Annotated in this window: 11 protein-coding genes; 4 read left to right on the forward strand and 7 right to left on the reverse strand. The window is 32.2% G+C overall.

The window, feature by feature from the left end; translation table 11 throughout:
* Positions 1–28: 28 nt before the first annotated feature.
* The gene (locus tag IPK06_14210) at positions 29–2878 is read right to left on the reverse strand and encodes a S8 family serine peptidase (protein MBK7981130.1); all 2850 of its coding nucleotides are present in this window, start codon (positions 2876–2878) and stop codon (positions 29–31) included.
* 474 nt (positions 2879–3352) lie between these two features.
* On the opposite strand from IPK06_14210, the gene IPK06_14215 reads away from it, so the two are divergent.
* The 4 genes from IPK06_14215 to IPK06_14230 all read left to right on the forward strand — a co-directional run bounded on the left by IPK06_14215 (position 3353) and on the right by IPK06_14230 (position 6839).
* Positions 3353–3988, forward strand: a complete 636-nt coding sequence (locus tag IPK06_14215) for a hypothetical protein (protein ID MBK7981131.1) — start codon at positions 3353–3355, stop codon at positions 3986–3988.
* A gap of 124 nt (positions 3989–4112) precedes the next feature.
* Complete coding sequence (locus IPK06_14220) at positions 4113–4874, forward strand: hypothetical protein (protein ID MBK7981132.1); 762 nt, start codon at positions 4113–4115, stop codon at positions 4872–4874.
* A gap of 14 nt (positions 4875–4888) precedes the next feature.
* Complete coding sequence (locus IPK06_14225) at positions 4889–6100, forward strand: hypothetical protein (GenBank protein MBK7981133.1); 1212 nt, start codon at positions 4889–4891, stop codon at positions 6098–6100.
* Positions 6101–6197: 97 nt separating this feature from the next.
* Positions 6198–6839 (forward strand): T9SS type A sorting domain-containing protein, encoded by a 642-nt coding sequence (locus IPK06_14230; GenBank protein ID MBK7981134.1) that lies wholly within the window; start codon positions 6198–6200, stop codon positions 6837–6839.
* Positions 6840–6886: 47 nt separating this feature from the next.
* On the opposite strand, the gene IPK06_14235 is transcribed toward IPK06_14230, so the two are convergent.
* The 6 genes from IPK06_14235 to dnaN are packed head-to-tail and all read right to left on the reverse strand — an operon-like array spanning position 6887 to position 15086.
* Positions 6887–8071 carry a PLP-dependent transferase gene (locus IPK06_14235; protein MBK7981135.1) on the reverse strand — a complete coding sequence of 395 codons (1185 nt, stop codon included), beginning with the start codon at positions 8069–8071 and terminating at the stop codon, positions 6887–6889.
* Entirely contained in the window at positions 8061–10544 is a 2484-nt protein-coding gene (gene gyrA / locus IPK06_14240) for a DNA gyrase subunit A (protein MBK7981136.1), read from the reverse strand. The genes IPK06_14235 and gyrA overlap by 11 nt, the downstream gene beginning before the upstream one ends.
* A gap of 33 nt (positions 10545–10577) precedes the next feature.
* The gene (gyrB, locus tag IPK06_14245) at positions 10578–12548 is read right to left on the reverse strand and encodes a DNA topoisomerase (ATP-hydrolyzing) subunit B (protein ID MBK7981137.1); all 1971 of its coding nucleotides are present in this window, start codon (positions 12546–12548) and stop codon (positions 10578–10580) included.
* 17 nt (positions 12549–12565) lie between these two features.
* On the reverse strand, positions 12566–12847 hold the full coding sequence (locus IPK06_14250; GenBank protein MBK7981138.1) for a DUF721 domain-containing protein: 282 nt from the start codon (positions 12845–12847) through the stop codon (positions 12566–12568).
* A complete protein-coding gene (gene recF / locus IPK06_14255) occupies positions 12840–13949 on the reverse strand; it encodes a DNA replication and repair protein RecF (GenBank protein ID MBK7981139.1) in 1110 nt (369 codons plus the stop codon). Before recF ends, IPK06_14250 begins: the two co-directional genes overlap by 8 nt.
* A 3-nt stretch (positions 13950–13952) precedes the next feature.
* Positions 13953–15086 carry a DNA polymerase III subunit beta gene (dnaN, locus tag IPK06_14260; protein MBK7981140.1) on the reverse strand — a complete coding sequence of 378 codons (1134 nt, stop codon included), beginning with the start codon at positions 15084–15086 and terminating at the stop codon, positions 13953–13955.
* Positions 15087–15200: the final 114 nt, after the last annotated feature.

Raw genomic sequence — 15200 nt, forward strand, 5'->3', positions numbered from 1 at the left:
GGTTTACAAAATTAGCAAATTCAATTGGTTAACGTAACAAAATCATTTTTTTAATTGATGAAAAACTTCCGGAAGTCAATTTATAAAAATAAACTCCTGAAGTTAAATTTAAAGCGTCAAAATTAATTTCATAAATACCCGGATTTTGTTTTTGGTTAACAAGAGTTTTAATTTCCTTTCCTAAAATATCATAAACTTTAAGCGTAACTGTATTTCTATTCGGATCAAGCTTATTTGATTTGATATATTCATTTGAATTGGCTGGAACTGTATATTTAATTTTTGTAGTTGGATTAAATGGATTAGGATAATTTTGAAACAGTTCGAAATTTTCAGGGATAATTTCATTACTATAACTTATTGTAGTTAAAACATCATTATATTTTTGTTTTGCTGTTATCACTGTCTGCGTTAACTTTTCCAGGTCATCTCCCGCGGCAATAAGAAAATCAAAATTCTTCTTTATGTTGGGATAAAGAGTTGCAGGTCCCGCCGAAATTACAAGTGAAATATCATTTGGACCTGTTGAACTGAACGTTTTTCCGGAAGTTAATGAAGTCCATTTTTCAGTATCGGTAAAACCATCCCAAGATATTGTAGGATTTCCTTGACCTTTATCGTTCATCGCAAAAAAGTTTTTTGTATCTTCGGATAAAACCGCGAGTCCTATGTGTGTGCTAAGTGGATCACCGTCATTATCATAAGCATAGCCAAAATCTTTTTCAATATTGTAAGCTACCATATCATCGTCATAACTTGTATCGTCAATATCAAAATCCCAATATTGACCGATATAGAAATTTTCAATATTAACATTTGTTTTATTTGTTAACGCGTAACGTACTATCATGTAATCCGAATTATCTGAAAAAGAATATGTGAAAAATTCTGTTTCAATTCCCAAACTTTTGGGTGAAGCGATCGCGTCATTAAATACCGCATAACCTTCCTTATCCGCAATATCACCATTTTTATTTACCTTAATTGGTGTAACAACCGAAAAATCAAGATCTTTATCGCCGTCTGCATTTCTTGCGCAATTTTCAATTGAGGATAAGGATGTTCCATAAATCAAAGAGCTTTCAAAAAGTATGTTTGGACCATCTTTATAACGTAAACCATTTCCCTTTAAATTTGTCGGATAATCATCAAAGCCGATTGAACCGCTGCTTGTAAATGTAATTGATAGATTTTCGGTTGTTTGAATTTCGTATGTGGGATTAATAGAAATTGTAATCCATTCAAAGTCTTGGTAATCATTATCGGAATAAACTAATTTTAAATTGATATCAACATTTTCCTGTGCATTTTCATTTACCGCTATTGAAAAAAAATCCGCGGATGTATTGAAATTCTGTAATGTGAAAAGCGAGCCGACATTGCCGCCATTTTTTAAAAATTGCAGATTCTGATTTTCGGTTTCAATTGTTACATTAAGATTTGAAATTGCGGATAAATAATTTGAAAAAATCGGACTGATATTTATAGTTTCGCCTGATTCATAAATTCCATCGCCGTCTCCAATTTCCGTAAATTCAATATCGGTAATTCTAACGGATTTTGAATTTGTATTTGTTAATGCTTTGAAAGCGTTTATTCTTCCGGCACCAAGTAAATTTTTATAAAGTAAATTATTATTATCAATATTATCCGAGTTCACTCTAATTTGTTCGGCAATTTGCAATGGTGAAAAAGCCGGAAATTGATTTGCGACAAGCGCCGCAAGTCCTGCTGTAATTGGCGAAGAAAGCGACGTTCCATCCGCCGAAATATAAAACGGATCATTTTGCCAAGTTGAATAAACACTAACACCCGGAGCGCAAACATCAACTTTGGTTCCGTAATTTGACCAGCTTGCTTTAATATCAGAATTATTTGTTCCAGCAACCGATAAAACTCCATTATAATTTGCGGGATAAAAACCAGCACCGCTGTTGTCGTTTCCCGCCGCGGCAACTACTAACGCGCCTTTAGAAATAGCGTAATCAATTACGGCTTGAGCAGCATTTGAAAAATTACTACTTCCCCAACTGCAATTAATTATTTTTGCACCGTTATCTGAGGCGTACACAATTCCTTCATATCCATAAGCAACCAATGCTAAACCGGATTCACTTCTAATATTATCTTGTGCAGTTTTAACAGCCATCAATTTACTTTTGTAGCCAATTGATGCAATTCCAATTTCGTTATTTGTAACGGCGCTTGCTAATCCGGCGACTAAAGTTCCGTGATCTGCTCGATCTTCTTTAGGATTATTATCGGCAGTTCCATCAACACCGCCAAAATCCCAACCGTGAATATCATCAATAAATCCGTTATTATCATCATCAATTCCATTACCCGAAATCTCATTTGAGTTATTCCAAATATTTGCAGCTAAATCCGGATGTTCCCAATCAACGCCAGTATCAACTATTGCAATAATAATTTCTTCATTTCCGGTATTAATATCCCATGCCTCTTGCGCTTGAATCACATTTAAATATTGCTGTGAAGTTTGAAAAGACGGATCGTTTGGAGTGAAATCTATTTTATTTAAATAATGCGGATCAACCCAATCAATTTCGGGAAGTCTTGATATTTCTTGAATTACATAATTTATTTCAAACGGTGATTTTATTTTAAGAGTGTAAATGTTATTCAAAATTTTATTTGATGAATTAATTTCTTCAGAAATTTTAAAAGTTTTCGTGAGTTCAGAATCGCTGAATTTATTAACAGCAGAATTTGAAATTTTTGAGAGAGATGAATTACCTTTGAACTTTATAATTACTCTATCTGAAAAATAAAATTTATTATCTTTTTCAACAATGTTAGTATTCGCGAAAATTTGAATTGAGCTTACTATGTAAAAGAGTAAAAATAATTTTCTCATAAAATACCTAAAGAAAAGTTTCACAATAATATTGGCTGAAAAATATAAAAGAATTTATTAAGAAATATGATGATCATTTTTATATAAAAAACTTGTAAATATTAATTTTGAAAGTAGTAATATTTCAGTAAGTTAATTAAAAACAATTGACATTTAAATAAAAAATTTAGAAATTGAACACGTTCTTTTAAAAAGAAAGGAAAATATTTTTGAAAAGTTAAGGAGTAATAATGATATTAAAATCCCCAAAAAACCAAACAAATCTTGAAACACATAATCAATTAACCAAACAAAAATACGTCGGGCAAGTCAATCAATCAATCAATCAATCAATTGAGATTTAGCTTAAACCTCTTTTTTAGCTTTTTCGTTTTACGTCCTTCTTTTTTCGTCTCAGCATTTATTATTTTCACTTTTTCGTTTTCACTTTTTACTTTTAATTACGGACAAGTAAAAATAAAAGAGAAAGTTGAATTGAATGAGCAAACAGAAACTATAAATGATAATATTGTGTTATATAAAGGTGCAAACTCTCTCGAAATAAGAATTGCATTTCCAACTGATGGGTCTTATTCATTACAGTGTACACTTTATACAGCAAGCAATTCTGGATGCTCTAAACTAACATTTGTTTCACCATGGGATAATTCAGGTAATTTAAGTTTTACTATAACTGCTCCAAGACCAACGGTTTATGGAGTTGGCGTTAAAAGTAAAACGGAAAGGCCTGGGCGCTCAACTATTACGGGAACACCAGATGTAAGTTATAATGTTTACGTTGACGGGGAATATTATACTACAAAATGGACAATTTCGCATCCTAGTGTTGGAATACCAATTGATCCTTGGTTTGGAAAAGTTTATTTAAATAGCGGGCATACGCCTACAGAAAGAGTAAGTTTAAATAATGCCGTTTCGGCAAGTGCAAAAAAAGGTGATGAAAATTTATGCACGGCAATTATTGGTAATTTAGAAAAAGACTATTTAACAACAACAATAACAAAAGGGAGTGAGTATTTGTCTTTTTATGATGCTGTTAATGGGACAACACTTATTGGAGATTCTTTTAATGAAAGTATAAATGGCTTATACGCTACATTAAAAATATGATACACCGTATTATGGTACCGAAGACTACCAAACTGAAATAACCACTGAAGTAAATGGTTATACAAAATCTGCAGCATTTAAACTTATTCCGGAAGAGTGCGGCACTGGCACACCGGAATGTGATGTGGAAACTGAAGCCCCAGAATTAAAAGTAACAACACATCCAGTTGGTACGTTTAACCAAAACAAATGCATATTAGTTAGAGATTCCAATAATCCAGCAATAATTATAAAGCATACTCTTGGTGTTACTTCCCCCGTACAAGGAAGTAAAATGTTTAATCCATACATTCCAGATGTCTGTTTCAATGTGTCAGCTAACTCTTGGCATTTTAACGTTAAAACGTTTGAAATGAATATTATAATGGGATTATGTAATGATAATATTGATTTACTTGATTATAAAGTTATAAATTCATTTTATGACCTTGAACAAATTCCCACAGAAAATATTTGCAATGCATTAAAAGCCTTATACGGACATTATGTATATCCATATGATGTTTATCCAGGTGATTATATTTTTACAGAGATAATTCTTAAACACGAACAAACACATGTGAATGAAATAAAAGAAATTTTTAGTATGTATTTACCCAATTTTAAAAATGACTTCAAAAAAATAATTTTAACATGTAGTGATGTACAAAATGAGACCGATGCAAGAAATCAAGGTAGGCAAGAAATATCTAAAATATTTAACAAGTATATGCAACAATCACTTGATATTTATAATTATAAAGGTAAATCAGATGATGAGAAAGATGAACTTAAATTAAGGAATGAGATAAAAACCAACATGAATGAAGAAGTTTTTAATCTTCAAGTTGCTTACTCATTATGGCTTGAACAAAAAGCATTAAATTTAGGTTTAAATTGTAATTAAAAAATGAGGAAAAAATGAACAAATATATATACATGATTCTTGTTACAATTTTATTATCAAATAAAATTAGTTTTTCTCAAGAATTAACACTAATAGAAAAAGAAGAAATAATATCTGAATTAGATTCTACAGATTTTTGGATAAAATCAGGTGCTTTAGATAAAATTAAGGATTATAAAATTGTTGAGGCTATTCCAAAATTATTGGAGAAAATTTGGGTCGAAGCACCAAATGGATTGGGTTTCTCTTTTCTTCAAGCTTTATATATGTTAGATTACCCTAATTTTATTGAAATTGCCCATACTTTTATAGATTCTGCAGAGAGCTTTAATTATCAATATTCGCCAAATAATCCATTAAGTATGAAAATGATGGCTACGAGTTTATTATTTAAAGTAGATGATTTTTCCACAAAAAATTATTTGTTTGAATCAATTGAAGCAGATACTCTTAACAAAGTAGCAGCTTTCCATATAGGTATGTTAGAAGATTTGGCGTTAAATGTACCTGAATATAAAGACTATTCAATAACTGAACTATTAAAACTTGTATCAGAAGAAAATAAAACTTATTTAACTAAAAATGATAAGTTTTTTGCACTTTATGTACTTCAAGAAATTAGCGGTAGTAATATTATTAATTTAGCACAAGATATTATACAAAACAGACCGGATTTTTCTTTAAAAGCCCTATCATTAAAAATATTAGAAGAGAAAAAATTTAATAATCTTGAAAATTTTATTAAAGAAAGAATAGTTAGTGACACAAGTAATTCATTTAAGCTACTATTGACATCTAGTTTAACAAAGAATTTTTCAGATCCGTCAACTTATGTCTTTTTACATGAACAAATGAATTTGGAAAATGATCCAACTTTAAAACAACTTATAGAAATAAAAATAATAAAATTTATCCCTGTAATTCCAGACAGCACGATATCAGCCACAACAATGTTAGATACTTTAATCTCCTACACAAACCAATGCTATGGTTATGAATGGCTGAAAGATGAAAATTATAAAAATGAGTTATTAACAAAACTTACGAATGCAGAAAATTATTTGAATGCCGGTGACTCATTAAACTGTAAAACAGAAATTACTGCTTTTCAAAATAGTGTGGATTTGGTTTATCAAAACCCGGAGCAAAATTATCCAAAATATGTAAGCGATGAAGGGTATAAATTTCTGTATTATTATTCCGGGTATATAATAGAAAGATTATGATTTTTTGAAAAGTGAAGGGCAAAAGTGAAAAATTAATATTCAACTCGAATACACAGAAATTCGTGAATTCGTGGCAAAATAAATGAGGAGAAGAAAAATGAAGATTTTAATGATTTTAATTTTGCTTGCCATTAAATTATTGGCACAAACAGTATATGAAATTCCATTTGCGGCAAAAGGAAATGAAATTGAATTGTCTGTCTATAACGATTCTGAAAATGACTTAGGTAATGTTCAAATATCCGCAATAGATTTTCCAAACTGGATAAATTTCGTAAGTATTGAAACAGAAATCAATTCTTTAAATCCTAAATCAGAAGAGATTGTTTCTTTTACTTTTGATGTTGATAATGAAGCGGCTGTTATGGAAGAAAGTGTATTGAAATTTGCAATAACAAGTAATGCTCAAAATTGGAGTAAGGAAATAAAAATAGTAATTCTTCCGCCGGAAAAATTTGAGTTAAATCAAAATTATCCAAATCCTTTCAACCCAACAACCACTATAAGTTATGCAATTCCGGCAAGCAATATTCGCTCAACATCAGAAGTTCTTTTGTTTATTTATGATATTTTGGGAAGGCAAGTTTCAAAATTAGTTGATGATAATCAAAGACCGGGTTTTTACAAAGTAGAATGGAACGCATCGAATTTAGCAAGCGGAATGTATATTTATCAATTAAGTATGAAAAATGGAGACAAAACAGAATTGTTAAGAAAGAAAATGATTTTAATGAAGTAGTGAAAAGCAATATCAAAATTTAATCCCATCAATTTCGATGGGATTTTTTATATAAGCTCTAAAGCATTTGAAATATCCGCAATTATATCATCAACATTTTCAATTCCAACAGAAAGGCGAACTAAGCCATCTGTAATTCCGGCTGATTCTCTCGCTTCTTTTCCCATCGTTAAATGCGTCATACTTGCAGGATGCTGAATTAATGTTTCAACTCCGCCCAGACTAACAGCAAGCTGACAAAGTTTAACGGAATTCATTAATTTTTTTCCGGCAATAACTCCGCCTTTTAATTCAAAGGATATCATTCCACCCGGAGCTTTGTGCTGCTTTTGCGCGACTTCATAATTTGGAAAGGATTTTAATCCCGGAAAACGAACCCATTCAACTTTTGGATGCGCTTCTAAAAATTCCGCAATTTTAATAGCATTCTCGGAATGTTTTTGCATTCTGATAGACAATGTTTTTAATCCGCGGTGAACAAGAAATGAATTGAACGGATCAATAACTCCGCCAAGCTGATTTAAAGTTTTTCTGAAATGTTTATATGTTTCTTCATCTTTAACAATTATTACTCCCGCAACAACATCAGCGTGTCCGTTTAAGAATTTAGTCATGCTGTGCAAAACAATATCAACATCAAACATAAAAGGCTGCTGCAAAACTGGACTCATAAAAGTATTATCAACAACAACTAAAGCATTTATTTTGTGGGCTAATTCTGAAACAGCTTTTAAATCTGTTACTTCAAGAGTTGGATTTCCGGGAGTTTCAATATAAATAAGTCTTGTATTAGGTTTAATTGATTTTTCGATATTTTGAATATTGGATGTATTAACAAATGTGGATTCAACATTGAATTTACTAAACACCGTTGCCAGCAATGTTGAAGTGGGACCATAAACAGATTTTGAGCAAATTACATGGTCTCCGGATTTAAGTAAAGCAGAAAAAACAGTATTGACCGCCGCCATTCCGCTTGCGCAGCCTAAAGCTTTATAACCTCCTTCAAGTTCCGCAATTGCGTCTTCCATTGCTTCTATTGTAGGATTTAGCATTCTTGTATATATGTAGCCTTTTTGTTCTCCGGCAAATAAAGAACCGCCGTGATCAGCCGACTCAAACTTAAACGTAGAAGTTTGATAAATCGGCGGAATTACAGGTCCGTGTTCATATTCTTTAATTCCCGCATGAACACATTTTGTTTCGATGTTTAAATTATTGTTATTCTTCACTTATATCCAATTGATCGTTATTTTCAATTTGTTCTGCTCCATCATCTTCGTCTTCACTTATTACTCGGGCAACATCTGCAATTGAGTCACCATCTTTAAGATTAATTAATCTAACACCTTGTGTTGCTCTTCCCATTACTCTAAGATTTTTAACAGCTTGTCTAATTACCATTCCGCCATTTGTAATAATTACTAATTCATCATTATCGTTAACTTCTTTGATAGAAATAAGATTTCCGGTTTTTTCGCCTGTTCGTACGGTAATAATTCCTTTACCGCCACGCTTTGTAATTCTGTAATCATCTATATCACTGCGTTTGCCAAAACCATTTTCGGTTACTACGAGCAATGTAGTTTTAGCTCTTACAACAATTACACCAATCACCTGATCGCCGGAACCCAATTTAATTCCTCTAACTCCGGTAGCGGTTCTTCCCATATCTCTTACTTCAGATTCATTAAATCTTATTGCTAAACCTTTTTTGGTTCCCATAACCAAATCATTATTGCCGTCGGTTAATTTAACTTCAATTAATTCATCGCCCTTAACAATATTAATAGCATTAATTCCGCCTTTACGGACATTTGAATAAGCCGCAAGGACGGTCTTTTTAATTGTACCTTGTTTTGTAACCATAACAACAAATTTTTCTTCAGAAAAATCTTTAACAGTTACAAATGCGGTGATCTTTTCACTATTTTCTTTTTCAACTAAATTCTGCAGCGATCTTCCGCGCGAAGCTCTTCCGCCCTCAGGAATTTCATGTACTTTCTTCCAATAACATTTTCCTTGGTCTGTAAAAAACATTATGTAATGATGAGTTGATGCAATGAACATATGTTCTATAAAATCTTCATCTTTTGTTCCGGCACCCGTTACGCCTCTTCCGCCTCTGCCTTGTTTGCGGTAACCGCTTACAGGAAATCTTTTAATGAATCCGGTATGTGAAATTGTTACAACAACATCTTCTTCGGCAATTATATCTTCAAGTGAAAATTCCTTAAAGTCATGAATTATTTCGGTTCTTCGTTTATCACCATATTTTTCTTTAAGCGCAAGCAATTCTTCTTTAATAATAATATTTCTCTTTCTTTCGCTATCCAAAATTCCTTGAAGTTTTTCAATTAATTTTAAAGTTTCTTTATATTCGTCCTCAATTTTCTTTCTTTCCAGACCGGTCAATCTTTGCAAACGCATATCCAAAATCGCTTTTGCTTGGATGTCACTTAATTTGAATTTCTTCATCAAATTATTTTTGGCGGTCTCAACGTCTTTTGACTTTTTAATTGTGTCAATAACTTCGTCAATATTATCAAGAGCAATAATGTAACCTTCCAAAATATGAGCTCTTTTTTCCGCGGCTTCCAATTCAAACTTAGTTCTTCTTATTAAAACTTCCATTCTGTGCGCTAAAAAATGTACCATAGTTTCGCGGAGAGTCAATACCTTTGGAGATCCATTTACCAACGCAAGCATTATAACGCCAAAAGTAACCTGCATTTGAGTATGCTTGAATAATTGATTTATAATTACTTCGGGCTGAGAACCTCTTTTTGTTTCAATTACAATTCTCATTCCGTCTCTATCAGATTCGTCCCTTATGTTTGAAATATCATTAAGTTTTTCTTCACGAACCAATTCGGCAATTTTTTCAATTAAGTTAGCTTTATTAACTTGATAGGGAAGTTCCGTAATTATAATATTTTCCCTTTCATTCTTATGCGATTCTATATTTGCTTTGGCTCTAAGAATTATTCTTCCTCTTCCGGTTGTAAAAGCTTCTCTTACGCCTTCATAACCGAAAATAATTCCGCCGGTTGGAAAATCCGGAGCAATTACATATTTAATTAATTCTTCATTTGTAATAGATGGTTTTTCGATCATTGCGATCAAACCGTCAATTACTTCGGTTAAATTATGAGGGGGAATATTTGTTGCCATTCCAACCGCAATTCCACTTGCGCCATTTATCAGCAATGTTGGAAGATATGAAGGCATAACTACAGGCTCTTGTAATGATTCGTCGAAGTTAGAAGTAAAATCAACGGTGTTCTTATCCAAGTCGCGTAAAATTTCTTCAGAAATTCTTGACAATCTTGCTTCTGTATAACGCATAGCTGCGGGAGAATCTCCGTCAACTGAGCCATAGTTCCCTTGTCCATCTACCAACGGATAACGTAATGAAAAATCTTGAACCATTCTCACCATACTATCATAAACAGCGGAATCACCATGAGGATGATATTTACCTAACACTTCTCCAACAATTCTTGCGGATTTTTTATAAGGTTTATTATATGCAACACCCAATTCATGCATACCATATAATACACGTCTGTGAACGGGTTTTAATCCGTCTCTTACATCCGGCAAAGCTCTAGCCACAATAACAGACATTGCGTAATCAATGTATGATGATTTCATTTCATCTTCTAAAGCAACGGGTAAAACTTTCTCAAAAATTGTAGTCATTTTCCAACACTTTTTATTTTAAAATTAATTTTATTAAATGTCTAAGTTTGCATACTTAGCATGTTTTTCAATAAATGCTCTTCTCGGTTCAACAACATCGCCCATTAGAGTTTCAAATATTTTATCGGCGGCTGCGGCACTTTCCAAATTCACTTGTAAAATTGTTCTTGTTTCAGGATTCATGGTTGTTGACCAAAGTTGATCGGGATTCATTTCTCCCAAACCTTTATACCTTGAAATTGTAACTCCTTTAGGTAAATTGCCTTCAGTTTCATGTTCTTCTTCTTCATGTTTTTTGTTCATTCCCGTTCCGCCCATTCTTGTAAGTATTTTATCTCTTTCTTCATCATCATAAGCATAAATTTCTTCTTTACCTTTTTTAATTTTATAAAGAGGAGGTTGGGCAATATATACTTTTCCCGAAGTTATCAATTCTTTCATTTGACGATAGAAAAATGTTAATAACAATGTACGGATGTGGCTTCCGTCAACATCGGCATCAGTCATTATTATAACTTTTCCATATCTTGATTTTTCTGCATCGAATTCCGCGCCGATACCCGCGCCAATTGCGGCAATCATTGATTTGATTTCGGTGTTTTCCAAAACTTTATTGATCTTAGCTTTTTCAACATTTAATATTTTTCCTTTAATTGGAAGAATGGCTTGAAATCTTCTGTCTCTTCCTTGTTTTGCGGATCCGCCAGCGGAGTCGCCTTCCACAACATAAATTTCGCAATGTTCGGGGTCTTTAATTGAACAATCCGCCAATTTACCCGGCAAATGCATAGAATCGAGCGCACTTTTTCTTCTAACCAAATCTCTAGCTTTTCTCGCGGCTTCACGCGCTTCGGCGGCCCTTAAACATTTGTCAATTATTTTTCTTCCAATAGCGGGATTTTCTTCAAGATAATCCGCAAGTTTTTCACCAACAATAGATTCAACAATTGACTTTACTTCACTATTCCCTAATTTAGTTTTCGTTTGACCTTCGAACTGAGGTTCCATAACTTTTACGGAAATAACAGCGGTCAAACCTTCCCTAAAATCATCGCCGGTCAATGTTACTTTACTATTTTCTTTTATTAATTTATTCTTTGCGGCATAGTTATTAAAAGTTCTTGTAAGCGCGGTTTTGAATCCAACTAAATGCGTTCCGCCTTCATGTGTATTGATGTTATTTACATAGGTATGAATATTATCGGAATAAGCGTCACTGTATTCAAAAGCAATTTCAACGGGAGTGTTTTCTTTTTCACCTTCAATGTAAACTGGTTTGTGAAGCACTTCTCTTGTTTCATCTAAATATTTTACAAATTCAATAATTCCGCCTTTGTAATGATAAGTTTCTTCTTCGCCTTCACCTACATCTGAAATTTTTATCGATACGTTTTTATTTAAGAAAGCAAGTTCGCGCATTCTTTCTGTAAGAATTTCAAACTGGAATTTTGTCGATTTGAAAATTTCATTATCAGGCATGAATGTAGTTTTAGTACCGGATTCTTTTTTTCCGCTTTTTCCTATTTCCTTTACTTCGGCAATTGGAATTCCTCTTCTGTATTCCTGAAAGTAGACTTTACCGTCACGTCTTACTTCTACTTTTAACCACTCGGAAAGAGCATTAACTACCGAAACGCCTACACCGTGTAAACCACCGGATACTTTATAACTATCTTTATCAAATTTACCTCCGGCATGCAAAACCGTCATTACAACTTCCAGAGCAGATTTCTTTTCTATAGGATGTAAATCTACCGGAATACCTCTTCCGTTATCTTCAACGGTTACACTTCCGTCTTTATTAATTGTAACAATTATCGTATCATTATAACCGGCTAAAGCTTCGTCAATACTGTTATCAACAACCTCGTTAACCAAATGGTGTAAGCCTCTAACGCCAATGTCGCCAATATACATTGCCGGCCTTTTTCTTACTGCCTCCAAACCTTTTAAAACATTAATATTACTGGCAGTATAATTTTTTTGTGCTGTTTCTTTTGTCACGTATTACCTTTTCATTATTAAAATTTTATATCCGTTATAATTTTCTCTTTAAAATGATTATTGATCTTTTCAACGATAAGTTTTCTATTTAAAAAAAGTTCATTCTTCAAAACAGAATTCTCAGCAGATAAAAATAAAATTCCTTTTTTAACATATTTTGGTTTCACAGTTTTTTTTAGATCAGGAAATACTGCATGAAAACCTTCCAATACATCTATTTCCTTCACAGATTTTCTAAACTTTTCAAATGTATTTTCATTATTAAAAACTTCGGTTAAGCTTCTAAAAGAATTAAGCATAAGTCGCGGTTCCTCTGTTTACGTTTATGATTAAATCTTTGTCCTCGATATTTAGTTTTTCAAGATTGGAAAAATCAGTCATTGTAATAAAAGCTTGCCCAATAATTTTCAAATAACTACTAATCTTTTCCGCTCTATATGAATCGAGTTCACCGAAAACATCATCCATCAAAAAGATGGGAGTAATTTTTAATTTATCTTTTAAATAAAAAAACTGACTAAACCTTAAGGCTATTTGAAATGTTTTATGCTGACCTTGGGAACCGTATTTTTTTAATTCAAGTTCATCAATAAAAAAATCAAAATCATCAATATGCGGACCTACCAAATTCCGAGCTTTTCTCAATTCTTCCTTTTTCAGTTCATTTATTTTTTGTTTAAAAATATTTTCCACATTTTCCGTTTCTGATAATAATGAAACATATTTTATTACCGGGAATTCATTTTTTCCCATAATAAATTCATAAGGCTGTTTTATGTATTCATTAAATTCAATCAAGAATCTTATTCGATGTTTTATAATTTCCGAACCCATAGCAACAAGTGAGTGAGTCCACGCTTCCAACTCATCAAACAATACCGGTGAATTAAATTCTTTGATTTTAGACAGTAATGCGGATCTGTTGCGGAGAATTTTATTATAATCCAGTAAGAGTTTTAAATATGTTTCACTTGATTGAGCAATAATGGAATCTACAAACCTCCTTCTTTCTGACGGAGCACCTTGTGTAATTGCATGATCAGATTGTAAAAGAGCAACAACCGGAAATTTTCCAATTAAGTTTGATGCTCTGTAAATTTGTTTATCATCTAAAAAAACATTTTTTTTCTTGGAGGAATCGTCAAAAAAAATTCTAACTTTATTGGTTGAATATTCTTTAAAGCTTCCGGTAATCTCAAAAAAACTTTCGTTAAAACTCAGCGCATCAATATCAGAATTTTGATTCAAATTTTTACTCGTACACAAATAGTAAATAGCTTCTAATAATGATGTTTTCCCTTGTCCGTTTCCGCCAACAATATAGTTAAGGTTATTTGAAAATTCTAAATTCGTTTTTTTATGTAATCTAAAATTTTTTAATTCAATAAAATTCAAAATCATAAGTTAATTATTAAGTCGAACCGGCATCAGCAGCATCATAAGCTCATAATTTTCTTTTTCTTCAATAGGCAGAATTATTACGGCTTTTGTTGCGGAATGCAATTTGAAAATAATTTTCTTTTCAGAACCCAAATGATTTAAAACGTCATTTACATAAGATGAATTAAAACCGATTTCAATATTATCACCTTTGTATTTGCATAAAATATTTTCTGTTCCGGAAGCGCCCAAATCCAAGTCTTCCGCGGAAACTTCCAAATTATTTTCCTTAATCGAAAATTTTACTCTTCTTGTGTTTGAAGTAGAAAACAACATCATTCTTTTAATTACGTTGTGCAGTTCTTTAGTTTCAATTTCGAGAAGAAATTCATTTTCTAAAGGAATAACGCTTGAATAATCAGGGTATTTTTGTTTTATCAATCGCGAAATCAATTCATATTCATTCAGCTTAAACGACATATGACTTTTGCTGAAATAAATCTTTACGTCTTTTTCATCCAATATTTTCAAGAGCACAGATACGGCTCTTTCAGGAAGAACATACTGCGAATCAATCGGTATCTTAACATTTTTATAAAGCAGATTTACAAGACGGTGACCATCGGTTGTTACAAATCTTAATCCTTCGCCGGTAAATTGAAATAACGTTCCCATCATAGCGGGACGCATTTCTTCTTTGCTCATCGCGAACGAGGTTTTTTCAAACGCAAATCTAAGATCGCTTCCGTTAACATTAATTTCGTTAAGCTCTTCTTTATCCAATGTATCATTGGGAAAATCCGGAATTTCTGGAAATTCATCGTGACTTAAATAACTCAGATTATACTTTCCCAGATCGGTTAATAAATTTACTTTTCCATTTGGCAGAATTTCAAAACGAATTGTTGTATCGCTTAAAGATTTTACAACGTCATACAAAAGTTTAGCCGGTAAAAGTAATTTTGCGTTTTCAACCGAAACAATTTTAAGCGAAGACTTTAATGAAATTTCGAGATCGGTAGCGTAAACCGTAAGCAGACCGTCTTTAATTTCGAAAAGAAAATTCTCTAAAATTGGCATTGGTGTTCTTGTTGGAACAGCAGGAATTATTTTTGAAAGCAGCTTTTCCAATTCTTTACTATTTACCTTAAACTCCATAAAATTCCTCAAATTTGAAAAGATTTTTAATATAGAAATATACCAAGTTTATGCATAATTTACAATTTATCACTTTAAGTAAAATTAGCTAAATGTTTAATTTTTATTACAAAT

This window comes from Ignavibacteriota bacterium (assembly GCA_016713565.1).
Taxonomy (GTDB): Bacteria; Bacteroidota; Ignavibacteria; order Ignavibacteriales; family Melioribacteraceae.